A 24,161-nucleotide genomic window follows, 5' to 3' on the forward strand; every position below is an offset into this window, starting at 1 on the left:
GAGGCCCGCATGCCCACCAGGATCCTGCCGGCGGTCGGTGACGCGGACGCGGCCCGCTCCGTGACGACCCTGCTCAGCCAGCTCCCGGACGCCGAGCCCGTCCCGCCGGTGGCGGACTCCACCCAGCTCGTCGACACCCTCGCCCGGCACGCCGCCGAATCCGTCGACGAACTCCCCGAGGTCGTCGTCGTGCACGAGCGGATCGGACCCGTGCCCGCCCTGGAACTGATCCGCGAGGTCGCCCTGCGCTTCCCCGCGGTCGGCGTCATCCTCGTCACCTCCGACGCGAGCCCCGGCCTCTTCCAGGCGGCCATGGACTGCGGCGCCCGCGGCCTGGTCACCCTCCCGCTCGGCTACGAGGAACTCGCCAGCCGCGTCCAGGCGGTCTCCCAGTGGTCCACCGGCGTACGCCGCCACCTCGGCCACGGCGGTGACGTGTTCACCGGCGCCGGCGGCACGGTCGTCACCGTCAGCGGGGCCAAGGGCGGCGTCGGCGCCACGGTCACCGCCGTCCAGCTGGCACTCGCCGCCCAGGCATCCGGGCGCGCCACCGCCCTGCTCGACATGGACCTCCAGACCGGGGACATCGCCTCCTACCTCGACGTCCAGTTCCGCCGCTCGGTCGTGGACCTCTCCGCCATCACCGACATCTCGCCGCGCGTCCTCGCCGACGCCGTCTTCCGCCACGACAGCGGCCTCGCCCTGCTGCTCGCCCCCGGCGAGGGCGAACGCGGCGAGGAGGTGACCGACCGCGCCGCCCGGCAGATCGTCAGCGCCCTGCGCTCCCGCTACGAGACGGTCGTCGTCGACTGCGGCGCCCAGCTCACCGGGGCCGGCGCGGCGGCCGTCGAGATGGCCGACACCGCCCTGCTGGTCACCACCCCCGACGTGATCGCCGTACGCGGCGCCAAACGCACGGTGCGCATGTGGGACCGGCTCCAGATCCGCAAGGCGGAGGAGACCACGATCGTCGTCAACCGGCACACGCGCGCCGCCGAGATCCAGCCCGCGCTGGTCCGCAGGATCACCGGCACGGCGGTGGCCGCCACCACCGTCCCCGCCCATTTCAAGGAACTCCAGGCCGCCGTGGACGCGGGCCGCCTGCACGAACTGGACAACCGCAGCACCGTCAAACAGGCCCTGTGGGCCCTCGCGGGGGAACTCGGGCTGGTCAAGGCGGCACCCGGGGACCGCCGGGCGGGCGGCCGGCTGCGCGTCGACCGGGGCGCGGTGAGCCTGCGCAGGCGCCGGGACTCGGGGGGCTGACCATGCGGCCCACCGGGTCACGGCACCCGCGTCACCGGGGCGGGGGACCGGCGGCAGCGGCGTCCGCTCCACCGCCCGGCCCGGCCGTGCGGCGGCGGGGAGCGGCGGACAGCGGCCAGGTCACCGTGGAGTTCCTCGGGATGACCCCGCTCATCCTGCTCACGCTCGTGCTGCTGTGGCAGTTCGTGCTGCTGGGATACACCTACGTGCTCGCGGGTAACGCTGCCGACGAGGCGGTGCGGGCCGCCACCGAGGCGGGCCCGGGGGAGCGCCAGGGAGCCTGCGAGGCGGCGGGCCGGGACAAACTCCCCTCCGCCTGGCAGGGAGGAGCGCGAGTGAGCTGCTCGGGCGGGGGCGGCTACGTCACGGCCGACGTGACCCTGAGCGTGCCCGTCCTCTTCCCCGGCACGGTCGACTTCCCCTTCGAGGTGACGGGCCACGCGGGCGCCGTCGAGGAGGAGACGGACTGAGATGCCGTACGACAGCAGAGCCCGGGACCGCGGCCAGGTGGCGCTGGAATACCTCGGCTTCATCCCCGTCCTGGTCCTCGTCGCGCTGGCCGGGGTCCAGCTCGGGCTGATCGCCTACGCCGCCCAGCAGGCCGGCACCGCGGCCCGCGCCGGGGCCCGCAGCGCCTCCCTCGGCGGGCCCTACGCCGCCGACTGCCGGGCCGCGGTCAGCGGGTGGCTGGCCGACGCGACGTCCTGCGCCGGCGGCGGAGGAGGCGACGAGGTGGAGGTCACCGCGACCGTCGGCATCCCCTCCGTCGTGCCCGGCTGGGACTTCGGCGACGCCCGCAAGTCCGCCACCATGCCCCGCGACCACGCACCGAGGAGCACGGAACCATGAGCCTGCGGGCACGCATCAACTCCCCCGAGGAACACGGCACCCGGGGCGAGGACGGCCACCTGGTCGCCTCCTACCGCGCCAAGCTCCTGGAGGAGATCGACCTCGCGGAGATGAGCGCGCTCGCCGCCGCCGAGCGCCGCGCCCGCCTGGAGCGCGTCCTCGGGCACATCATCAGCCGCGAGGGCCCCGTCCTGTCCACGGTGGAGCGCGCCCAGCTGATCCGCCGGGTGGTCGACGAGGCACTCGGCCTCGGCATCCTCGAACCACTCCTGGAGGACGCCTCCATCACCGAGATCATGGTCAACGGCCCCGACGCGATCTTCGTGGAGCGCGGCGGCCGGGTCGAACAGCTCCCGCTGCGCTTCGCCTCCGACGACCAGCTGATGCAGACCATCGAGCGGATCGTGTCCACGGTCAACCGGCGGGTCGACGAGTCCAACCCGATGGTCGACGCCCGGCTCCCGTCCGGCGAGCGCGTCAACGTCATCATCCCGCCGCTCTCCCTCACCGGCCCCACCCTCACCATCCGCCGCTTCCCGCGCTCGTTCACCCTCCCCGAGCTGATCGGCTTCGGCTCCCTCGACGAGCCCATGCTCCACCTGCTCGCCGGCCTGGTGCAGGCCCGGTTCAACATCATCGTCTCCGGCGCCACAGGCACCGGGAAGACCACCCTGCTCAACGCCCTCTCGGGCCTCATCCCGGAGACCGAGCGGATCATCACCATCGAGGACTCCGCCGAACTCCAGCTCCAGCAGCAGCACGTCATCCGCCTGGAGTCCCGCCCGCCCAACGTCGAGGGCAAGGGCCAGATCACCATCCGCGACCTGGTCCGCAACTCCCTGCGCATGCGGCCCGACCGGATCGTGGTCGGCGAGGTCCGCGGCGGCGAGTCCCTGGACATGCTCCAGGCCATGTCCACCGGCCACGACGGCTCCCTGGCCACCGTCCACGCCAACAGCGCCGAGGACGCGCTGATGCGGCTGCAGACCCTGGCGTCCATGTCGGACGTGGAAGTGCCCTTCGTCGCCCTGCACGACCAGATCAACAGCGCCGTCGACGTGATCGTCCAGCTCACCCGGTTCGCCGACGGCGCCCGCCGCGTCACCGAGGTCGCCGTCCTCGACAGCCACGGCGGAGAGCCGTACCGGCTGGCCACCGTGGCCCGGTTCGAAGCACAGCCGATGACCCCCGACGGCCGCGTCCACGGCGCCTTCCGCCACTTCCCGCTGCCCCGCCGCACCGCCGACCGCCTCCACCTGGCCGGCCAGCCCGTCCCGCAGGCCTACGGCGTCGCCCGCACCGCGGACCAGCTCGCGACCCGAGAGGCCAGGTAGAACGCCATGGAACTGACCACCCTCGTCTCCCTGACGACCGGGATCACCCTGCTGACCTGCGTCCTCGCCGTCGTCGGCGTACACGCCTACGCCACGGGCCGCGCCCAGCGCCAGGCCCTCGTCGACCGGCTCACGGCCACCGGCCAGGTCCCGGTCACCGGCCGCCGGCGCCGCTTCCCCGGCCTCGACCGCCGGGTGCGCCGTACCAAGGCCGGCCGGCGCCTGGAACTGCGGCTGGCCGCGACCGGACTGGACGTCACCCCGGGCGAGTTCCTCGCCGCGATGCTCGCCGCGGTCGCCGGACTGTGGCTGGTCGGGCAGGCGGCCCTCGCGCCCTTCTTCGGCCCGATCGCGGGCCTGCTCGGCGTGTGGGCGGCGCTGCAGTTCCTCAACTGGCAGCGCCAGAAACGCATCGAACGCTTCATCAACCAGCTCCCCGAACTGGCCCGGATCCTCGCCAACGCCACCCACGCCGGGCTCGCCCTGCGCACCGCCATCGGCATGGCGGCGGAGGAACTCGAAGCCCCGGCGGGCGAGGAACTGGCCAAGGTGGCGAACCAGCTCGCCGTCGGCGCCTCGATGGACGACGCGCTCGGCGAGCTGGCCGAACGCCTCCCCTCCCGGGAACTGGTGGTCCTGGTCACCACCCTCGTCCTCGCCAACCGCGCGGGCGGGCAGCTGGTCGGAGCGCTGCGCAACCTCACGGAGACGCTGGAGGAGCGCAAGGAGACCCGGCGCGAGATCCGCACCCAGCTCTCCCAGGTGAACATGACCTCGTACGCGGTCCCGGTCATGGGCATCGGCTCCCTCTTCCTGATGAACGGGGTGAAGGACGGAGCCCTGGAACGCATGACCGGCTCACCCGTCGGCCAGGCCTGCGTGGTCATCGCGTTCGCGCTGTACGCGGTCGGATTCGTACTGATCCGCCGGATGTCCCGGATCGACGTCTGAGGAACCTGAGTCTGTGAGGAAAGGGAGACCTGGGACATGGCACTGCTGCTGGCCCTGCTGACGGCCGTCGGCGTCGGGGGCGTCTTCGCCGGGATCCGCATGTACCGGGCCGACGCCAAACTGCCCACCGACCTCGCGCTCGCCCTGGAGGTGGGCGCCACCCGCACGGGCGCCGTCGACTCGCTCGTCGACCGCCTCGGCATGCGGTACGCGCCCGCCGTGCTGCGCCTCATGGGCCCGAGGCAGGTCGCCCGGTACCGCCGCAAGATCGACCTGGCGGGCAACCCCGGCGGCCTCACCATCGACCGCTACGCCGCGAGGCGCGCGGTGTACGGCGCCCTGGGCGGCGCCGGCGCCCTCGTCTTCCTGCTCCAGGGCAACCTCCTCATGACCCTCCTCCTGCTCGCCTTCGGGGCGTTCTGGACGGAAGTCGGCATCTGGTCGGCGATCCGCGTCCGCAAGGACGTCATCGAACGCACCCTGCCGGACTTCCTGGACGTCCTCGCCGTCGTCGTCAGCGCGGGCCTCGGCTTCCGCCAGGCACTCGACCGCGTCGCCTCGCGCTACGAGGGCCCCTGGGCCGACGAGCTGCGCATCACCCTCCGCCAGATGGACCTCGGCATGAGCCGCCGCCAGGCCTTCGCCGAACTGCGCCGCCGCAACGACTCCGAGCAGGTCGCCATGTTCGTGACGGCGTTGCAGCAGGGGGAGGAGCTGGGCGCCCCGATCGTGGACACCCTCGTCGCCCTCGCCAAGGACATGCGGCGCACCGACGCGCAGAACGCCCGCCGCAAGGCCGCCCGCGCCGTGCCCAAGGCCACCATGATGATCACCACGTTCATGGTCCCGGCGACGATGCTGCTGCTGGGCGCCGGCCTCCTGCTGGGCTCGGGCACGGACTTCGGCACCATCACGGGTGAGTGACACATGGCGACGATCTCGACTCCCACGGGCCGCCGGGCGGCGGGGCCGCGGCCGCGCCGGAGCACGCGCCGGCCGGCGTGGACACGGTGGCCGGTGTGGACGCGGCGGACCACACCGCCGGCCACCCCCACGACGGCTGCCGCCTCCGCACCGGACGTGTCGGCCCCCACCCTCTCCCTCCAGGTCAACGCGCTCCAGGCGCTCTGCCGTCAGGTGTTCGGCTTCCGGCTGGCCATGATCGCCCTGGCCGCCCCCGCCGCGCTCCTCAACGCCGCCCCCGGCCTGGGGGCCAACCTCGTCGGCGCGGCGGTCGTCGTCACCTTCATGGCGTCCTACGCCCTGTTCCGCGACTGGGAACGCTTCGGCCCCCTCCTCCTGCGCCACCCCGCCCTGCTGGCCGCCGACACCCTCTTCGGCTCACTCCTCCTCGTCTCCGCGGGCCCCGACACCACCCTCGCCTACGTCAGCGTCTGCACCCCCCTGCTGGCCGGCCTCGCCTACAGCTGGCGCGGCGCCGCCTGCTTCGCCTCCCTCCAGTCGGTGATCCTCCTCCTGGTCGAGGCGACCCTGGCCCGCTCCGAGCACCGCACCGCCGCCGAGGCCCTGCTGCTGCCCGGGCTGTGCGTCATCGCCGGCGCGGCCGGCTCGGCGCTGCGGGGCCTCATGCTCCGCTTCGGCGCGGCCACCCAGGCCCTGACGTCCGTCCAGGCCCGCCTCGCCGCCACGGAGGCGGTCGCCGAGGAACGCGCCCGCCTCGCCCGCGAACTGCACGACTCGGTGGCCAAGACCCTGCACGGCGTGGCACTCGCCGCGGAGGGCCTGGCCGCCTCGGCGAACGCGCCGGAGCCGGACGCGGCGGTGCTGCGCCGGCAGGCGGACCTCGTCGCCCGCTCGGCCCGCAGGGCCGCCACGGAATCCCGCCGGCTCCTCACCGACCTGCGCCACGACCCGGACCCCCCGGAACCCACGGACCTCCTCGCCCAGCTGACGGCCCGCACCACCGACTTCACCGCCCGCACCGCCATCCCGGCGACCTGCCGCCCCACGGGCGACCGCCCCCCGCCCCCCGTCCCGCCCGCGGTGGCCCGTCAGCTGCTCACCATCACCGCCGAAGCCCTGGAGAACGCCCACCGCCACGCCGCCCCCACCCGCGTGCGGGTGAGCGCGGGCGTGACGGGCGACCGGCTCCACCTCAGCGTCCACGACGACGGCCGCGGGCTGCCTCCCGGCACCACTCTGGGAGAACTCCGCGCCGCCGGCCACTTCGGCCTCCTCGGCATGGTCGAACGCGCCGCGTCCGTGGGCGCCCGCATCCGCATCGGACGCGGCACACACCCCCGGGGCACGGAGGTCCGTGTGGACCTCCCCCTGGCGGCGCTGCAGGCGCCGACGAGCCCGGGCGACACGGCATGAGGAACCCCGAGACGCCGTCCCCGTTCGACGCGCCTCCGCCCCCGGCACCCCTGCGGGTGATCGTGGCCGACGACAACCCGGTCGTCCGGGCGGGACTGACCGCCCTGCTCTCCGGCCGCCCCGGCATCACGGTGGTGGCCGAGGCGGCGGACGGCCGCGAGGCGTACGAGGCGGCCCGCACCCGCCGGCCCGACGTGATCCTGCTCGACGTCCGCATGCCCGGCGTGGACGGCCTGTCCGCCCTGCCGCACCTCGTACGGCTGGCCCCGGTGCTGATGCTCACCTACAGCCGCGAGTCGGAGATCGTCCAGGAGGCCCTGCGGCTCGGGGCGGGCGGCTATCTGGTCCACGGCGAGTTCACCCCGGACCAACTCGTCACGGCGATCCGGGACGTGAAGGAGGGCAAGGCCCACCTCACCGCGACCGCGGCGGGCGCGCTGCTGACCAGACTCCGAGCGGAGGGTGCCGCCAGGGATGCGGCTGCAAACGCCTCGACTACGCCAACTGCACTAGCCGGAAAGCCGACTTCCCCCGAACAGCTTTCGCGAATGCAACCGCCTGTGGCACAGTCGCGGTACCAACTCAGCACGAGGGAGGCGGAGATCATGGACCTCATCGCGTCCGGCATGAGCAACCAGCAGATCGCCGCCGCCTGCTTCATCAGCGAGAAGACGGTCAAGAACCACATCAACCGCATCTTCGCCAAACTGCACAGCACCAGCCGCGCCGAGGCCACCGCCAAGTGGCTGGGCACGACCCCCGGCTCCCCCAGGGGCCGGCAATGACCCCGCCCGCCCCGCGTTGGGCCCACGATTGGGCCCACGGACCCTCGATGACAGCCCCCACCCCGCCCTACCCTTCCGGCACCGACAGCGGCACACCCGGAGGGAAACACCATGCGCACCAAGTGGAGCGACGACAAGGGCCAGACCGCGGTGGAGTACCTGGGCATCATCGCGGTGGTCGTGGCGATCGTGCTGGCCATCACGGGGACGGACATCGGACAGTCGATCTACAACGCGATCACCGACAAGATCACCGAAGTCACCGGCGGTTGACGCGGTCCCGGAGGCTCGACGACGCGGGGCAGGCCTTTCCCATCTACATCACGGTGGTGGCGGGCCTGCTCTTTCTCGCGTTCGCCTACCTTGCGGTCGGGCAAGCGGCGGCGACCAGGAGCGACGCCCAGACCGCGGCCGATGCGGCAGCACTCGCCGCGGCCCTCGACACCAGGGACCAGCTGGCCGGGGAGTGGCTGGAGAACGTGAAGGACCCGGCCGCTTGGCGACGCATCTTCGACGGTGACGTGGAGGTGGCCGACTCCTGCTGGCGCGCCCACGAGCTGGCCGCGGCCAACGACGCTCAGGTGCGGGCCTGCGGTCCGGACGGCTTGCTGGGCTACGAAGTCGAGGTCGAGACGGACGGGACCGTGGGGGACAGCATCGTCCCCGGTACCGAGGACATCCACGCCAAGGCCTCGGCCAGGGCCGTCATCGAGTCCCGATGCACCTTCGAACTGCCGGCCGAGGACGCCGAAGGCGTGGAGCTGCCCCCGCTCAGCTGCGAGGGCGAGGAGTGGGACCTGTCGCCGGACGACCTCACCGACCTACCGGACCCGGAGGACCTGTTCGAGGTCCATCTGGCCGACTGACAGGCGAACGACGAGTGACCAAGGGAAGCAGAGGCATGAGCATTCGGTTCACAGCGAAGGCCCGCAGGGGGATGGCCGCGTTGTCCGTGGTGGCCGGGCTGGCCCTCGGCGTGGCCGGATGCGGTGGCGGGGACGGCGAGGACGAGAAGCCGCAGACGTCGGCATCCGCCTCACAGCCGGGCGGTTCCGATCAGCGGGCCCAGGAGGGGCAGTCGGACGAACCACTCACCGAACTCAAGGGGCCGGACAGCCTGCTGCTGCAGATCACCTCCGCCGTACGTGACTCGGGCGGGTTCGTGACGGTGAGCGGGACCCTGAAGAACGACGGCGGCGATACGGTGAACGTTCCGGCCCAGCTCAGCGGCAACGAGACGGAGATCATCCGCAACGGCCGGTCGCTCGGCGGGGCCACGCTGGTGGATTCCCAGGGCAAGAAGCGCTACTACGTGCTGCGTGACACCGATGGGCGTCCGCTCACGACGACGAACTTCCCGGCCCTGAAGTCCGGTGAGACCCTCCCCGTCTTCATGCAGTTCCCGGCGCCGCCTGCCGACACCACCGAGGTGACCCTCCAGCTCCCGATGTTCGCCACTGCCCCGATCAAGATCTCCGGCTGAGCCCCCGATGACCTCACGACTCACCGCAGCCCTCACCGCCACCCTCCTCCTCACCACCACCCTCTACACCGCCACGACCGCCCACGCCGACGACGGCCCCAGCGTCCCGCCGGGCACGGAGGCCACCGCCGCGGCCCCGGTCGAGCTGGACGCCAACGACCCCGACCTGAAGCTGCCGGAGGGCGCCACACTGGCCGAGCCGAAGGTCCTCGACATCAAGCAGGTCGTGGAGGACGAGAGCGGCGAGGAGCGCCGGGAGGACACGAACGCGGACGTGAAGTTCGCCCTTCAGGCCGAGGTGCTGTTCCCCAAGGACAGCGCTCGGCTCGGCGCGGAGGCGAAGGCACGCCTCCGGGCGATCGCACAGGAGATCAAGGCGCAGCACGCGACCCGCATCCGCGTCTTCGGCTTCACGGACGACCTCGGCTCCTCGGCCCACGGCGACGTCCTGTCGAAGCAGCGGGCGAACGCCGTCCACGCGGTGCTGGACGCGGAGCTGAACGACCCGGGCGTCACCTTCGAGGTCCGTGGCTACGGCGAGGACTACCCGATCGCCTCGAACACCTCGGAGGAGGGCCGCAAGAAGAACCGCCGGGTGGAGGTGTCGTTCCCGCGGGGGGAGGGCTGACGGCGCCCGCTGACCGCCCGTCGAGGATGGCCGGATGTTCACGCTGCGACGTCGCTCAGGAACCGAGTGTCACTGCCGGTGACTAGAGTGTGCGGAGAGGTCTCGCTTTCCGGAGGCCGTACGGGGGAACGGGGAGGCACCGAGTGCTGCCGAGCGACGGTGGGGGGACGGGCTCGCCCTGGCTGTCCGGTGTGTTCGACACGGCGAGGGACGCGGTCCAGGACCTGTCCACCGAGCTGTCGTCGTTCACGACGTTCCGGAAGCGGGTCGACGAACTCGTCCGCGACCTGAAGGAGTCACAGGCCGGTCCCACCCGTGTGGGCCGGGAGCAGCTCGGACGCGGGAAGTTCGGCGGCGGCGACGGATCCTGGACCGAGGCGGCGGGCCTGTACACGTCGTACGAGAAGGTCATCACCGACCTGGAGAACTTCTCCGAGCTGCTCTCGGACTGCATGGAGGCCATGTCCATCGCTGTCCTGGCTTCGCACAAGGGCTACGAGAACATCGACGTGGACGTCCGTGACCGCATGGCCGCGATCACCGCCGAGACGACCGAGCACTACGGCGGCCCCTACGACCCGGAGCGCGCGAAGCACCACGGCGCGACGGGCGGCGGCACCGCAGCCGGCGTCCGGAAGCCGCCGAACGGCGACGCCGGCGGCACGATCTGAGCCAGGCGCCAGGAAACGGTACGAGGACGGGGAGAAGGCTGATGGCAGGCGAGGGATCCGGTGGCTCCCGTGGCGGCACGTCCTTCGAGGGCATGAGCCACGAGCAGATGCTCGCCTGGCTGGACCAGGCGGACAGCGGGACCGTCCAGGCCGCTGCCCGGAAGCTCGTCGCCGCCGCCGAGCAGATCCGCGAGATCGCGGAGGAGCTGAAGATCCGGCCGCAGTGGGTGGAGTGGAAGGGCGAGGGCGCGGACGCCTTCCGCACCTGGGCGGGCGATCTCGCCAACTCCGCCCTGCGGCTGGCCGACTTCAGCGGCGACTCGGGCACGTGGCTCTCCCTGGCATCCGGCGCGATTGCCACCGCCCAGGCCGCCGTACCGCGCGACGAGTCGGGCACCTCGGCCGGCCCCACGGCGGCCCGCGCCCACCTCACCGCGAGGTCCGGTGCCGAGCTCGCGGCGCTGAAGGCGCGCAAGGAGAAGGTGCGCCAGGAGGCGGCGGCCGAGATGCGCAAGCTCGCGCAGGCGTATGCCCTGTCGTCGTCGCAGATGGACAGCTTGCCCCGGCCCGAGTTCCCGCCGCCGCCCGCCGCGATCAGCATCGGCACCCCCGAGGACCTGGCCCGTCCGAGCAGCGGGCGTGCCCGGGGCGAGGATGCGGGTGACGCCGCGTCACCCGTGGCCCGGCCGGCCGGCGAGGCGGCCGGGCAGGCCACAGCAGGGCGGCCCGACGAGGCGGGGTCCTTCACCGGTGCGCCGGCCGATCCGCACCGACCGGCCACCACGGGCCGCCCGGTGCACGTCGAGATCGACTCGGCCGGCACGCTTCCCGAAAGGCACATCCCCGTCACGGCACCGGGACCGACCGCCCCGACCCGCCCGGATCCATCCGTGCTTCCGGCTGCGACAGGGATGATCCCGCCAACTTCTGACCGCGGCGGAGGGCGTAGGCCCACCGTCTCCGGGGGCGGAGGAAGGCCGACCACCGGTGGGCGCGTACCGTTCGCGCCGCGGCAGGAAGGCACGGGCCTTCCGCGTGGACGCGACATCGCGGCAGGTGGTCCGTTCCCGCACCGGTCGATCTCCGGTACGGCTGCCGGCAGGACCCTCGCGGGGCCGGGTGCGGGCCCCGGCCGCGACGTGCCCGCTGCCTCCGGAGCTCCGGCCGGGCGGCCCACCGACTCGGGCGTCATGGGCGGGAGGCCCACCGGACCGGCCGTCACAGGCGGACGTCCGACGGGCCCGGGTGCCGTGGGCGCACGGCCGGCAAGCCCTGGCGTCATGGGCGGACATCCGGTCAACCAGGCCGTCGCCGGGGGACGTCCTTCGGTGACGCCTGCCGCGGGGACGCCGTCCGGCCGCCTGCCTGGTGGGACAGTCGTGGGCGGAGACCCTGCCGCACACCGTGGACCGACGGGGCCCGCCCTGGCGGTGCGGGCCCCGTCCACCCCGCGGAGCGGCGTGGTCGGCGGCACTCCGCAGCGGGCGGGCCGAGCGCCGGCCCGCCCCGGTGCCCCGGTACCCTCCGCACCGACCCGAGGCGGCATCACCGGAGGCACGCCGAGCGATGAGGGCGATCGTGCCGGCGGCCGACGGCCCCTCAGCCCCACCAGATCTCGACAGGGCGGGCGGCAGCAGACCGGCCGTCGCGACGGAGCTTCGGCAACCGACTGACGCGCGAAGGACGGAAGAGGGACCCGCATGCCGACCAACAGGACACGGCACACCCGGCTCCGGGCTGCCGTGTCGGCAGTCGCCGGCCTTCTGCTGATGAGTGGTGCCGCCACTCCCGCGTGGGCCGGTTCGACCCGCTCACAGCAGTGGCATCTGGACGCCATGCACGCCGAGGAGATGTGGCGGACGAGCACGGGCGAGGGCATCACCGTCGCGGTGATCGACACCGGTGTCGACCCCGGCAACCCCGACCTCGAAGGGCGAGTCCTCGACGGGCGGGACCTGGCGACGTCCCGGCCCGGCGACGAGCACACGGATTACCTCGGTCACGGCACGTCCATGGCCGGGCTGATCGCCGGCACCGGGGGCTACGGAGGCGGAAACGGCGCGTACGGCCTTGCGCCGGGTGCCGAGATCCTCCCGGTCCGAGTACCCAGCCAGGGCGACGACCCGACGGCGGGCTTCGCCTTCGCCGGAGTCCTCGGCAAGGCCATTCGGCTCGCGGCGGACGCGGATGCGCAGATCATCAATGTCTCCCTGGCCTCGACGACCACGAGTGACGACCTCACTGCCGCCGTGAAGTACGCCCTGGACCGTGGCTCGCTGGTCTTCGCGGGCGTCGGCAACAGCGGCGACGAGGGCAATCCGGTGTTCTACCCGGCGGCCACGCCTGGAGTGGTGGCTGTGGCGGCGGTGGGCCGGGATCTGTCCAGGACCGAGGAATCCGGGTTCGGACCTCACGTCGACCTGGCCGCCCCGGGTGAGGACATGGTCCACGCCTGTGGAGGCCGCACGGGTCTCTGCAAGAGCCACGGCACCAGCGACGCCACCGCCCTCGCCTCCGCCAGCGCCGCCCTCATCTGGTCCGAGCACCCCACCTGGACCAACAACCAGGTCCTCCGCGTCATGCTGAACACCATCGGCGCTCCCACGGACGGCGCCGAGCGCAACGACTCCATCGGGTACGGCATCGTCCGCCCCCGCATCGCCCTGCGGAATCCCGGCGACCCGGGCCCGGCGGACGTCTATCCGCTGCCCGACCTCGGGGCCGCCGGGAGCGGCCCGGCGTCCCCCTCGGCGGGCGCGCCCGCGGGGCAGCCCGCGCAGACGCCGGCCGAGGCGGACGGCGGCAGCGGTCCGAGCCGCTCGGTGACGGAGGACTCCGGGCGCGGCCGCCTGTGGGCGGTGCTGGGCATCGGCGCGGCCGTCGTCCTCGCGGCGCTCGCGGCGGCGGTCGTCGTGCTCCGCAGGCGCCCGCGCCCGGGGGCCGTCCCGCCACCGCCCGTCGCCCCCGGGCAGCGGAGCCCGTACGACGGCGGTCGGCTCACTCCGCCCGGGCCGGGCGGTACGCCACGGGGCGGCCCGTACCATTGACGGTCCCCGTGACGCGGTACCGCGCGCCTGCCGCGCCTCGGGAGGCGCGACGCTACTCGGCCGGATCCTGTTCGATCGACAGCCGGACGCCGGGCCGTACGCCCCACTCCGCCATGACCCCCGCGCTCGCCTCCAGCACGTGCCGGGCGCGCAGCCGGGGCAGGCCCAGGCGGCCCGGTCGCATGGTGCGTACCGCGAGCACGCGGAGGTGCCGGTCGAGGTGGGCGACGTCGATGGGGAAACGCATGCGGAAGGTGTGCACGGAGGACGCGGGGGAGAGCAGCAGGGCGCCGTCCACCGTGTCGCGGCCCAGCAGGCCCTTCGTGCGGGCGCGCCAGGAGGTCGCCAGCTCCAGGGGCACGGGCACGGGCACGTCACCGCCCGGTCCGTGCACGAGCAGCCGTCCCCGTCCGTCACTCCAACGCCGCGTCATGACACGCACCCTCCCCACCCGGAGGCGGCCCATGCGCCAGAACGCGCGCCGTCCTCGCCGACCTGCCCACCGGCTCCTGGAGCGCCACGCGTTCGGCCATGAGTTCGACCGTGGGTTCGGCGACGGGGCGCGGTACGAGGCGAGGGCGCCGGCCTCAGGGATCCGGTGAAAACCGGTTGTCCCCCGGACCCGGTGCGCCGTTAGGTGGTCCCATGACCGCACTCGGCGCCGTGTTCCGCCCGCAGCTCCCGCCCGAGCGACTGCGCGCCCTCGCGTGCCTCGCCGACGACACCGGGCTCGACGAGCTGTGGCTGTGGGAGGACTGCTTCCTGGAGGGCGGGATCTCCACGGCCGCCGCCGCGCTCGCCTGGACCGAGCGGGTCAGGGTGGGAGTCGGGCTGCTGCCCGTCCCGTTGCGCAACGTGGCCGTCACGGCGATGGAGACGGCGACCCTGCACCGCATGTTCCCGGGCCGCGCGGTCGTGGGCGTCGGGCACGGCGTGCAGGACTGGATGGGCCAGGTGGGGGCGCGGGCCGAGTCGCCGGTGACCTTGCTGCGGGAGTACCTGACGGCGCTGCGGGCCCTGCTGCGAGGGGAGCGGGTCAGCACCGACGGCCGGTACGTACGGCTGGACGGCGTGGCCCTGGACTGGCCGCCCCTCGAACCGGCGGAAGTGCTGGCCGGGGTCACCGGTCCGCGCTCGCTGCGGCTGTCGGGGGAGGCCGCCGACGGCACCGTCCTCACCGCGGCCACGCCCCCGGACGGCGTACGCCGGGCACGGCGGCTCATCGACGAGGGGCGCGCGGCGGCGGGGCGGACCGGGCCGCACCGCGTCGTCGTCTACCTGCTGACCGCGACCGGTCCCGACGCCTCCGCCCGGCTGCGGGCGGAGCTGGCCGCCGAAGGCCTCGGGGACGTGCCCGGGCTGGGGGTCGCGGGTCACGCCGCCGATGTCGCCGGGGCGGTCGGGCGGCTCGTCGAGGCCGGTGCCGACTCGGTCGTACTCCAGCCGACCGCCGACGAGCCCGACCCCGAGGGGTTCGTGCGGTTCGCGGCGGAGCGGGTACGGCCGTTGGTGTCCTGAAGAGTGAACGGCAAGCAACGCAACACACGAAGAGAGAGAGTCCGAGGCGGTCGCGTCATGGAAACCCAGCACACCCCCACCTTCGAGGAACTGGTCGACGAGGGTGCCTCCGTGCCCACCGAGGGGTGGGACTTCTCCTGGTTCGAGGGACGGGCCACCGAGGCGCGGCCCTCGTGGCGGTACGCCGAGTCGCTCGCCGGGCGGCTGGGCACGGCGCGTGCCGTCCTCGACATCCAGACCGGGGGCGGGGAGGTCCTCGACTTCGCGCTGGGCCGGGCCGCGACCGCCCCGGTGCTGACCGTGGCCACCGAGGGCTGGCCGCCCAACGTCGCCAAGGCCACCGCACTGCTCCGGCCGCGCGGTGTCGCGGTCGTGGCCGCCCCGCAGGACGCGCCCCTGCCGTTCGCCGACGGCGCCTTCGACCTGGTCGCCAGCAGGCACCCCGTGGAGCCGCACTGGGACGAGATCGCCCGGGTGCTCCAGCCCGGCGGCACCTATTTCGCCCAGCACGTCGGGCCGCACAGCGTCTTCGAACTCGTCGAGTACTTCCTGGGACCCCAGCCGGAGGAGGTCCGCCGGGGCCGCGACCCGGAACGGGAGCGGGCGGATGCCGAGGCGGCGGGTCTGCGGGTCGTGGAACTGCGGGCCGAGCGGCTGCGGATGGAGTTCCACGACATCGCCGCCGTGGTCCACTTCCTGCGCAAGGTGGTCTGGATGGTGCCGGGCTTCACCGTGGCGGCGTACGAGCCGCGGTTGCGCGCCCTGCATGAGCGGATCCGGGACGAGGGCCCGTTCGTCGCCCACAGCACCCGGCATCTCTTCGTCGCGCGCAAGCCCGGGTAGGCACCCGGGCGCCGCCCAACAGGGCTCCCGCCACCCGGGATCCGCCGTCCCCGGCGGCGCGCCGCCGGGGGTGCGCCGCCGGGGGCGCGCCGCCGTACCGGGGCGCCGTGCTGGTCCGTCGCGGAAGCCGCCCGGTTCCCTCGCATCCGTGCGGATGCGGTGAAGGAGTGAACCGGTGTGGGCCGTAAGGGTGTTGGGGCCACGGCGCGGCTCACCCGCTCGCGTGCCCGTTCCGTGTTTCCACATCGTTATCGCCTGCGGCTCGCCTCACGGGCGCTCACTCGAGTAAGTTCAGACCAAGGGAATTCGCGTGAGCAAAGCTGCGCGGCGGCACCGCGCAGTGGAGGGGGCTGCGCGGCGCACCCTGCTCCCGCCCGGACGCGCCTTCGGGCACGACAGCCCGGCCGGCCGTCAGGCGGATCGCTCCCAGGGGTCGTCGGACCGACCCCACCCGCTCGGTCGTCAAGCGGACGCCGACCCGCCGGGGTCGCCCGCACGGGGGACACCCGAACGGGCCCGCAAAACCCCGCGGACCGGCCTGAAGCCCCGGTGGGACCGCACTTCCGGCGCCGAGCGCGGCGTCGCCGGGCGACTTCGGAGCGTAGTTGTGGCGCGCCGATGTGCGCGGTGGCCCTTACGAAGGGTTATGGTGGAAACCCCCCCTCGGGCCGGTCCGTCTCCCCCCCCACGGACCGGCCCGTTTCTCTTGTGTTCCGAAGCCGCCCCGGCTTCCACCCCCGGCCGGCCCCGGCTTCCACCCCCGGCCCGCCTCGCTTCCACCCCCGGCCCGCCTCAGGGTCCCCCCTGGGTGACCCCGCCCCTCCCCGGGCCGGCCCCCGCTCCCCCGTCCGGAGCGCGTCCCGGCCCGGGAACGGCACTTCGGCGCAGCGGGGGTAGGCTTCGCCCCGGGGACCGCCATACGGACAGGGACGCACCCGACCCGCTCCCGGCCCAGCCGCCGCAGGAGCGCCGTGCCCATCCCCTGTCCGATCCGCACCGGAGGGGCTGACAATCACGTGAACCTGCGCGACAAGCTGCGCGGCCTGCTGGTCAGGCTCTACGCGCGCCGGGTGGAAGGTCACCTGGACCACGCTCAGGTGCCCAAGCACATCGGCGTGATCATGGACGGCAACCGCCGCTGGGCGAAGGCCGCGGGCTCCAGCACCGTGCACGGCCACCGGGCCGGCGCCGAGAAGATCGAGGAGTTCCTCGGCTGGTGCACCGAGACGGACGTCGAGGTCGTCACCCTCTGGCTGCTGTCCACGGACAACTTCGACCGGCCGCAGGAGGAGCTGGGCCCGCTCCTCGGCATCATCGAGGACGTCGTGCGCACCCTCGCCGCCGACGGCCGCTGGCGGGTGCATCACGTGGGCACCATGGACCTGCTGCCCGCGGGCATGCAGACCACCCTGAAGGAGGCCGAGGAGGCCACCGCCCACATCGACGGGATACTGGTCAACGTCGCCATCGGCTACGGCGGCCGGCAGGAGATCGCCGACGCGGTCCGCTCGATGCTGAACGAGGCGGCCGAGAAGGGCACCTCGGTCGAGGAGCTGGCCGAGGCCGTCGACACCGACATGATCGGCCGGCACCTCTACACGGGTGACCAGCCGGACCCGGACCTGGTGATCCGCACCAGCGGCGAGCAGCGGCTGTCCGGATTCATGCTGTGGCAGACCGCCCACTCGGAGTACTACTTCTGCGACGTCTTCTGGCCGGCCTTCCGCAAGGTCGACTTCCTGCGCGCCCTGCGTGACTACGCGGCGCGCCACCGCCGTTACGGCGGCTGACCCATAAACGCCCCCCGAGCGGGCGTACGGGTACCCCTTCCGGCGGGGGCAAAGGGCGGCAAGACGGCGCATGTCACGTGGAGTTCACCGGCGCGCCGTCATATGCCGTGGCATGGCATCGCGTGTTCGAGGGCATAGACCAGACAGGTCGATGCCCGAACCACGGGTGTCGGATCTCAGCGGGCGGCACGGGGCCGTCCGCCCGGGAGGCCCTTTGCACCAGCCCGACCGTGCGGTCCTCGGCACGGAAGAAGCAGCGGGGGGCCGGTTCTCGCCCCCTGTGCGTGCAGGGCGGCCGACGACCGGTCCAGCTCCGCTCCGTCGCTCCCCGACCTCATCCGAGGGGGTACGTCCTTCCGTGGTGACCAGCGCACAGCGCCACAAGCCAGACCGGCGCACCTATGTTCTCGACACCAGCGTCCTGCTGTCCGACCCGAACGCCCTGAGCCGCTTCGACGAGCACGAGGTCGTGCTCCCCATCGTCGTGGTCACGGAGCTGGAGGCCAAGCGGCACCATCCCGAGCTCGGCTACTTCGCCCGGCAGGCCCTGCGCCTGCTGGACGACTACCGGGTGCGGTACGGCCGTCTCGACGCCCCCATCCCGATCGGCGACCTGGGCGGAACGATCCGTGTCGAGCTCAACCACTCGGACCCCAGCGTGCTGCCCACCGGCTACCGCCTGGGGGACAACGACTCCCGCATCCTCGCGGTCGCCCGCAACCTGCAGGCCGAGGGGTTCGACGTCACCGTCGTGTCGAAGGACCTGCCGCTCAGGATCAAGGCCTCCTCCGTGGGTCTGCTGGCCGAGGAGTACCGCGCGGAGCTCGCCATCACGGACTCCTCCGGGTGGACCGGGATGGCCGAGCTGACGCTGCCCGCCGAACAGGTGGACATCCTCTTCGAGGAAGGCCACATCCACGTCCCCGAGGCGGCGGAGCTGCCCGTGCACACGGGCCTGACCATCCACTCCGAGCGCGGCCGGGCCCTCGGCCGGGTGACCCCGGAGGGGAACGTCCGGCTGGTGCGCGGCGACCGCGAGGCCTTCGGCATCAAGGGGCGCAGCGCCGAGCAGCGCATCGCGCTCGATCTGCTGCTCGACCCGGACGTAGGGATCGTGTCGATGGGCGGCCGGGCCGGCACCGGCAAGTCGGCGCTGGCGCTGTGCGCGGGGCTGGAGGCGGTGCTGGAGCGCCGTCAGCACGAGAAGGTGATGGTCTTCCGGCCGCTGTACGCGGTCGGCGGGCAGGAGCTGGGCTATCTGCCCGGCACCGAGGCGGAGAAGATGAGCCCGTGGGCGCAGGCCGTCTTCGACACCCTCTCGGCGGTGACCAGCCGTGAGGTCATCGAGGAGGTCACCGCGCGGGGCATGCTGGAGGTGCTGCCGCTCACCCACATCCGCGGCCGCTCGCTGCACGACGCGTTCGTGATCGTGGACGAGGCGCAGTCGCTGGAGCGCAACGTCCTGCTGACCGTCCTGTCCCGGATCGGCGCCAATTCGCGGGTCGTGCTGACCCACGACGTGGCACAGCGCGACAACCTGCGGGTCGGGCGCTACGACGGTGTCGTCGCCGTCGTGGAGAAGCTGAAGGGGCATCCGCTGTTCGCGCACGTCACCCTCACCCGGTCGGAGAGATCCCAGATCGCTGCACTTGTGACCGAAATGCTGGAGGACGGGCAGATCTGATCCGCTTGCGATCGTCTGCTCCGCTCGCCCCATCTCGCGGTGCTTGCGGATGAGTTGGCGCCGTTCGGAAAGGCCAAGAGCCTAGCCGGGCGGCGCCTTCGCGTGTGCGGGAACGAGGAAATCCCCCGGCGCAAACGGGATGTGAGCTTTCACACGCAACTCGGAATTGCCTACCGGCGTCACCGTGCGGCAGAGTCTCACTCCTGTCAGGCCCCGCATACGACACACCTGTATCCCCAGCGATACGGCACCACCAACTCCATAGCAGCCGTCGTATGCCGCCCGAGCACCATGCGGCGCTCCCCTCGGGGGAGTTGCCCACCGGGCCCGCGCCTCCCGTGACCCGCAGTTGGGGAGGCCAGTGTCAGGGGCACGATTGCGTCCGCCAGGGTCACCGAAGCGGGCGATGCTGGAAGGAAACCGTGTGAGCCGGATTTCGGTCCGGGGATTCGCAGTGGCCTCGGCCACCGCGGTCACCGCAGTCGGGAGCGTCGTCGGCGTTGCCTCGGGCAGCACCGCGCAGAACAACGACGCCGAGGCGGCGGCAACCGACCTGACGTTCCTCGCGGACATCCCCGCGGGCCAGCAGGCCCAGGTGCAGACCGCGTCCCTGACGCAGCAGGCCGACGTGCAGGCCATCGCCGCGGACGCGACCGCGAAGAAGGACGCCGAGGAGGCGGCCCGCAAGAAGGCCGCCGAGACCGCGATCGCGAAGAAGGCGCAGGCCGAGAAGGCCGCCCAGGAGGCCAAGGAAGCCAAGGAGCGCGAGGAGGCCGAGCAGAAGGCCAGCCGCGACGCCGCCCGGGCCGACGCCGCCACCTTCGCCGTCCAGAGCTCGTACTCCATCGCGCAGATCCAGTCGATGGCCGCGCAGATGGTGCCGGGCGACCAGTTCCAGTGCTTCAGCAACATCGTGGACCACGAGTCCGACTGGAACTACCGGGCCGTGAACCCCTCCTCCGGTGCCTACGGCCTCTTCCAGGCGCTGCCCGGCACCAAGATGGCGTCCGCCGGCGCCGACTGGCAGACCAACCCGGCCACCCAGATCAAGTGGGGCCTGAACTACATGAACGAGCGTTACGGCAGCCCCTGCGGCGCCTGGTCGTTCTGGCAGGCCAACCACTGGTACTAGGCCGCGGCGCCCGCAGACAGCGGCCCGCAGCCCGCTCGACCCCGCGCAGCCCCTCGCCGTCCTACGGCGAGGGGCTTTCGCCATGTACGGTCTGACGGGACGACTCCAGGGGGGAGTGGTGGGGACCGACGGGGGAGAGGGACGGATCATGTCGCGAGTGCCAGGGTGGCTCGGCCGGCTGGGCGCCGGTCTGAACCGCATGGGCAGGCAGTGGGAGGAGCGCCGCGCGGCGGCGGAGCGGGAGCACACGGACGCCGAGCAGGACATGGCCGGCTCGCCCGCGTACGTGCCGCCGCCCCCCGGGTACGCCCCGGCCGTCGCACCCCGCCCCGACCCGGCGCAGGCCGTGCCGTGGGGCGTCCGGGTCGCCGCCGAGGCCGGCTGGCGGCTGCTGGTGCTGGCCGGCACCCTCTGGGTGCTGATGCGCGTCATCAGCGCCGTCCAGCTGGTGGTGCTGGCGTTCGTCGCCGCGCTGCTGATGACGGCGCTGCTCCAGCCGACAGTGGGACGGCTGCGGCGGCTGGGCGTGCCGCGCGGGCTCGCGACCGCGCTGACCGCGCTGCTCGGCTTCGTGGTGATGGGACTCGTCGGCTGGTTCGTGACCTGGCAGGTCATGGAGAACATCGACAACCTCTCCGGCCAGGTCCAGGACGGCATCGACGAACTGCGCCGCTGGCTGCTGGACAGCCCCTTCCACGTCACGGACAAGCAGATCAACGACATCGCCGAGAACCTGCGCGAGGCGATCGGCGCCAACACCGACCAGATCACCTCCGCCGGCCTGGAGGGCGTGACGGTCGTCGTCGAGACGCTGACCGGCATCCTGCTCGCCGTGTTCTCCACGCTGTTCCTGCTCTACGACGGCCGGCGCATCTGGGAGTGGACGCTGAAGCTCGTCCCGGCCGCCGCCCGGCCGGGGGTCGCGGGCGCGGGGCCGCGGGCCTGGCGCACGCTCACCGCGTATGTGCGCGGCACGGTGATCGTGGCCCTGATCGACGCGATCTTCATCGGCCTCGGCATCTACTTCCTCGATGTGCCCATGGCCGTCCCGCTGGCCGTCTTCATCTTCCTGTTCGCCTTCATCCCGCTGGTCGGCGCCGTGGTCTCCGGGGCGCTGGCGGTGGTCGTGGCGCTGGTCACACAGGGGGTGTTCACCGCGGTGATGACGCTGGCGGTGGTGCTCGCCGTGCAGCAGATCGAGGGGCACATCCTCCAGCCGTTCATCCTGGGCCGGGCGGTGAGGGTGCATCCGCTGGCCGTGGTGCTGTCCGTCACGGCGGGCGGCATGGTGGCCGGGATCGGCGGCGCGGTCGTCGCCGTACCGCTGGTGGCGGTGACGAACACCGTCGTCGGGTACCTGCGGACCTACTCGCAGGAGGCGGCGCTGCGGCAATCGCCGCCGCCGCACGGCGCCACGTCGACGGACGCGTCCCCGGCCGAGCCGCCGGCGGACCCGGCCGGCTGAGCGGGGGCCGGCGGGCGGGGCAGACACCGCCGGCCGGGCCGGACACGGCGAAGGCCCCGTCCACCGCTGGGTGGACGGGGCCTTGCCGGTGTCGCCGGGCGCTCAGCGCCTCACTCGGCGAGGACGGCCTCGGCGTCGAGGGTGACGCCGACCGCCTGCACCACGGAGGCGATCTTGAACGCCTCCTGGATCACGTCACGGTCCAGGCCCGCCTTGCGCAGCACCTGCTCGTGCGAGTCCAGGCACATGCCGCAGCCGTTGATGGCGGACACGGCGAAGGACCACAGCTCGAAGTCGACCTTGTCGACACCGGGGTTGCCGATGACGTTCATCCGCAGACCGGCGCGCAGGGTGCCGTACTCGTGGTCGGACAGCAGGTGGCGGGTGCGGTAGAAGACGTTGTTCATCGCCATGATGGCCGCCGCGGACTTGGCCGCGGTGTAGGCCTCCGGCGTGAGGTTCGCCTTCGCCTCCGGCTCCAGCTCACGCAGCACGATCGGGGAGCGCGAGGCGATGGCGGTCGCCAGCACGGTGCCCCAGAGCTGCTGGGCGGGGAGGTCGGAGTTGCCGATGACCGAGCCCAGGTTGAGCTTGAGGTCCTTGGCGTAGTCCGGTATGCGGGACTTCAGGGAGTCGAGGGACATGGGTCACTCACCGGCCAGCAGCGCGACCGGGTCCAGGGTCTCGTCGCCCTTGCTCCAGTTGCAGGGGCACAGCTCGTCCGTCTGGAGAGCGTCGAGGACCCGCAGGACCTCCTTGGGGTTACGGCCGACGGAGCCGGCGGTCACCATGGTGAACTGGATCTCGTTGTTCTGGTCCACGATGAAGACCGCGCGCTTGGCGAAGCCGTCCTCGTCCTCGATGCCCAGCTCGCGCATCAGCTCGTGCTTGGAGTCGGCCATCATCGGGAAGGGCAGGTCGCGCAGGTCGTCGTGGTCCTTGCGCCAGGCGTGGTGGACGAACTCGGAGTCGCCGGAGAAGCCGAGGACCTGGGCGTCACGGTCGGCGAACTCGTCGTTCAGCTTGCCGAAGGCCGCGATCTCGGTCGGGCACACGAAGGTGAAGTCCTTGGGCCAAGCGAAGATCACCTTCCACTTGCCCTCGTAGGTCTTGTGGTTGATCTTCTCGAACTCCTTGCCCTTCTCCAGCGAGACGCAGGCGGTCAGTTCGAACTCGGGGAACTTGTCACCGACAGTGAGCACTAGCTCTCCTTGCAGCGCAGCGAAGAAACACCCGCTTTTGACGGGTGTTTCCCATGGGTTGGACGTGGCTGATGGTGGCACAGCGCGCATTGATTAGTGAAATAGCTACACTCGGTCGTGTTGATCGGAGGTAGTTATTAGTGACCGCCAGTAACGTGAATCACGTCGGCAAGCGCCGCCAGCCCAGTCTCGCCCAGCTGCGCGCCTTCGCCGCCGTCGCCGAGCACCTCCACTTCCGGGACGCCGCCGCGGCGATCGGCATGAGCCAGCCCGCCCTCTCCGGCGCCGTCTCCGCGCTGGAGGAGGTGCTGGGGGTGACCCTCCTCGAGCGTACGACCCGCAAGGTGCTGCTCTCGCCCGCCGGCGAGCGGCTGGCCGTGCGGGCCAAGGCGGTGCTGGAGGAGGTGGGCGCCCTGCTGGAGGAGGCCGAGGCGGTGCGGGCGCCGTTCACCGGGGCGCTGCGGCTCGGGGTGATCCCCACCGTCGCGCCGTACCTCCTGCCGACCGTGCTCCGCCTCGTCCACGAGCGCTACCCCGACCTCGATCTCCAGGTCCACGAGGAGCAGACCGCCAACCTGCTCGACGGCCTCACCACCGGCCGGCTCGACCTGCTGCTGCTCGCGGTCCCGCTGGGTGTGCCGGGGGTGGTGGAACTGCCGCTGTTCGACGAGGACTTCGTCCTCGTCACACCGCTCGACCACGAGCTCGGCGGACGGGAGGGCATCCCCCGCGAGGCGCTGAAGGAACTGAACCTGCTGCTGCTCGACGAAGGGCACTGCCTGCGCGACCAGGCGCTCGACATCTGCCGCGAGGCGGGCCGCGAGGACGCCCCCGTCACCACCACGGCCGCCGGCCTGTCCACCCTCGTCCAGCTCGTCGCCGGCGGCCTCGGCTGCACCCTGCTGCCGCGCACCGCGCTCAAGGTGGAGACCAGCCGCAGCAGCCAGCTCCTCACCGGCTGCTTCGCCGACCCCGCCCCCACCCGCCGGATCGCCCTGGCGATGCGGACGGGGGCGGCGCGGGGAGCGGAGTACCAGGAGCTGGCGACCGCGCTGCGGGGGGCACTGCGACCGCTGCCCGTGCGGGTGCTGGAGGGGCCGGACTGAGCGCGGCGCCCGGGGGCGTGAAGTCCCGCCTGCCCCGCGACGCCCGGCCCCCTCCCCCGACCTCCGCGAG

General features: G+C 72.8%; 25 protein-coding genes. 22 read left to right on the forward strand and 3 right to left on the reverse strand.

The annotated features are described in order from the left end of the window. Positions 1-9 precede the first annotated feature (9 nt). From SGLAU_RS21295 to mycP, 15 genes are all read left to right on the forward strand, one after another. Entirely contained in the window at positions 10-1,266 is a 1,257-nt protein-coding gene (locus tag SGLAU_RS21295) for an AAA family ATPase (RefSeq protein ID WP_043503732.1), read from the forward strand. A gap of 140 nt (positions 1,267-1,406) precedes the next feature. Next, on the forward strand, positions 1,407-1,736 hold the full coding sequence (locus SGLAU_RS21300; protein ID WP_244315245.1) for a pilus assembly protein: 330 nt from the start codon (positions 1,407-1,409) through the stop codon (positions 1,734-1,736). Between the two features lies 1 nt (position 1,737). Then, positions 1,738-2,115, forward strand: a complete 378-nt coding sequence (locus tag SGLAU_RS21305) for a TadE/TadG family type IV pilus assembly protein (RefSeq protein ID WP_043503737.1) — start codon at positions 1,738-1,740, stop codon at positions 2,113-2,115. After that, a complete protein-coding gene (locus tag SGLAU_RS21310) occupies positions 2,112-3,449 on the forward strand; it encodes a CpaF family protein (RefSeq protein ID WP_043503740.1) in 1,338 nt (445 codons plus the stop codon). The genes SGLAU_RS21305 and SGLAU_RS21310 overlap by 4 nt, the downstream gene beginning before the upstream one ends. Positions 3,450-3,455: 6 nt before the next feature. Continuing rightward, positions 3,456-4,400, forward strand: coding sequence for a type II secretion system F family protein (locus SGLAU_RS21315; protein ID WP_043503741.1), 945 nt, complete (start codon positions 3,456-3,458; stop codon positions 4,398-4,400). A 36-nt stretch (positions 4,401-4,436) separates the two neighbouring features. Beyond that, a complete protein-coding gene (locus SGLAU_RS21320) occupies positions 4,437-5,324 on the forward strand; it encodes a DUF5936 domain-containing protein (protein ID WP_043503743.1) in 888 nt (295 codons plus the stop codon). A gap of 3 nt (positions 5,325-5,327) precedes the next feature. Further along, entirely contained in the window at positions 5,328-6,737 is a 1,410-nt protein-coding gene (locus SGLAU_RS21325) for a sensor histidine kinase (protein ID WP_078957820.1), read from the forward strand. Beyond that, the gene (locus SGLAU_RS21330) at positions 6,734-7,522 is read left to right on the forward strand and encodes a response regulator (protein WP_043503745.1); all 789 of its coding nucleotides are present in this window, start codon (positions 6,734-6,736) and stop codon (positions 7,520-7,522) included. Before SGLAU_RS21325 ends, SGLAU_RS21330 begins: the two co-directional genes overlap by 4 nt. Positions 7,523-7,633: 111 nt before the next feature. Further along, complete coding sequence (locus tag SGLAU_RS35515) at positions 7,634-7,795, forward strand: Flp family type IVb pilin (RefSeq protein ID WP_043503746.1); 162 nt, start codon at positions 7,634-7,636, stop codon at positions 7,793-7,795. Then, the gene (locus SGLAU_RS21340) at positions 7,792-8,388 is read left to right on the forward strand and encodes a pilus assembly protein TadG-related protein (RefSeq protein WP_043503748.1); all 597 of its coding nucleotides are present in this window, start codon (positions 7,792-7,794) and stop codon (positions 8,386-8,388) included. Before SGLAU_RS35515 ends, SGLAU_RS21340 begins: the two co-directional genes overlap by 4 nt. Positions 8,389-8,423: 35 nt before the next feature. Continuing rightward, positions 8,424-9,005: a hypothetical protein gene (locus SGLAU_RS21345; RefSeq protein ID WP_043503750.1), complete on the forward strand. Its 582-nt coding sequence runs from the start codon at positions 8,424-8,426 to the stop codon at positions 9,003-9,005. Between the two features lie 7 nt (positions 9,006-9,012). After that, positions 9,013-9,633 carry an OmpA family protein gene (locus tag SGLAU_RS21350; protein ID WP_043503751.1) on the forward strand — a complete coding sequence of 207 codons (621 nt, stop codon included), beginning with the start codon at positions 9,013-9,015 and terminating at the stop codon, positions 9,631-9,633. A 143-nt stretch (positions 9,634-9,776) separates the two neighbouring features. After that, on the forward strand, positions 9,777-10,304 hold the full coding sequence (locus tag SGLAU_RS21355; protein WP_043503754.1) for a hypothetical protein: 528 nt from the start codon (positions 9,777-9,779) through the stop codon (positions 10,302-10,304). Between the two features lie 41 nt (positions 10,305-10,345). Further along, entirely contained in the window at positions 10,346-11,977 is a 1,632-nt protein-coding gene (locus tag SGLAU_RS21360; protein ID WP_043503756.1) for a hypothetical protein, read from the forward strand. A 27-nt stretch (positions 11,978-12,004) separates the two neighbouring features. After that, complete coding sequence (gene mycP, locus SGLAU_RS21365) at positions 12,005-13,351, forward strand: type VII secretion-associated serine protease mycosin (RefSeq protein WP_043503759.1); 1,347 nt, start codon at positions 12,005-12,007, stop codon at positions 13,349-13,351. A 52-nt stretch (positions 13,352-13,403) separates the two neighbouring features. Here mycP and SGLAU_RS21370 read toward each other — a convergent pair whose 3' ends face one another. Continuing rightward, positions 13,404-13,784 carry a DUF192 domain-containing protein gene (locus SGLAU_RS21370; protein WP_043503761.1) on the reverse strand — a complete coding sequence of 127 codons (381 nt, stop codon included), beginning with the start codon at positions 13,782-13,784 and terminating at the stop codon, positions 13,404-13,406. Between the two features lie 212 nt (positions 13,785-13,996). Here SGLAU_RS21370 and SGLAU_RS21375 point away from each other — a divergent pair, with 212 nt between their 5' ends. The 6 genes from SGLAU_RS21375 (at position 13,997) to SGLAU_RS21400 (ending at position 21,783) form a co-directional block, all read left to right on the forward strand. Next, positions 13,997-14,869 carry an LLM class flavin-dependent oxidoreductase gene (locus SGLAU_RS21375; RefSeq protein ID WP_043503762.1) on the forward strand — a complete coding sequence of 291 codons (873 nt, stop codon included), beginning with the start codon at positions 13,997-13,999 and terminating at the stop codon, positions 14,867-14,869. A gap of 57 nt (positions 14,870-14,926) precedes the next feature. Continuing rightward, positions 14,927-15,712 carry a class I SAM-dependent methyltransferase gene (locus SGLAU_RS21380; protein ID WP_043503763.1) on the forward strand — a complete coding sequence of 262 codons (786 nt, stop codon included), beginning with the start codon at positions 14,927-14,929 and terminating at the stop codon, positions 15,710-15,712. Between the two features lie 1,016 nt (positions 15,713-16,728). Further along, positions 16,729-17,502, forward strand: a complete 774-nt coding sequence (locus SGLAU_RS21385) for an isoprenyl transferase (RefSeq protein ID WP_043503765.1) — start codon at positions 16,729-16,731, stop codon at positions 17,500-17,502. Between the two features lie 358 nt (positions 17,503-17,860). Then, a complete protein-coding gene (locus tag SGLAU_RS21390) occupies positions 17,861-19,186 on the forward strand; it encodes a PhoH family protein (protein WP_043503768.1) in 1,326 nt (441 codons plus the stop codon). Between the two features lie 424 nt (positions 19,187-19,610). Then, the gene (locus tag SGLAU_RS21395; RefSeq protein WP_078957821.1) at positions 19,611-20,318 is read left to right on the forward strand and encodes a transglycosylase SLT domain-containing protein; all 708 of its coding nucleotides are present in this window, start codon (positions 19,611-19,613) and stop codon (positions 20,316-20,318) included. Between the two features lie 148 nt (positions 20,319-20,466). Next, complete coding sequence (locus SGLAU_RS21400) at positions 20,467-21,783, forward strand: AI-2E family transporter (RefSeq protein ID WP_043503773.1); 1,317 nt, start codon at positions 20,467-20,469, stop codon at positions 21,781-21,783. Positions 21,784-21,893: 110 nt separating this feature from the next. Here the strand turns inward: SGLAU_RS21400 and SGLAU_RS21405 are convergent, their stop codons facing one another. Together SGLAU_RS21405 and SGLAU_RS21410 are read right to left on the reverse strand one after the other, a co-directional pair. Then, a complete protein-coding gene (locus tag SGLAU_RS21405) occupies positions 21,894-22,427 on the reverse strand; it encodes an alkyl hydroperoxide reductase (protein ID WP_043503774.1) in 534 nt (177 codons plus the stop codon). Between the two features lie 3 nt (positions 22,428-22,430). Further along, a complete protein-coding gene (locus tag SGLAU_RS21410; protein ID WP_043503776.1) occupies positions 22,431-22,985 on the reverse strand; it encodes a peroxiredoxin in 555 nt (184 codons plus the stop codon). A 140-nt stretch (positions 22,986-23,125) separates the two neighbouring features. Here SGLAU_RS21410 and SGLAU_RS21415 point away from each other — a divergent pair, with 140 nt between their 5' ends. Further along, complete coding sequence (locus SGLAU_RS21415; protein WP_244315247.1) at positions 23,126-24,091, forward strand: LysR substrate-binding domain-containing protein; 966 nt, start codon at positions 23,126-23,128, stop codon at positions 24,089-24,091. The last annotated feature ends 70 nt before the right edge of the window (positions 24,092-24,161 follow it).

Origin of the sequence: Streptomyces glaucescens, assembly GCF_000761215.1 — a bacterium.
Lineage (GTDB): Bacteria > Actinomycetota > Actinomycetes > Streptomycetales > Streptomycetaceae > Streptomyces > Streptomyces glaucescens_B.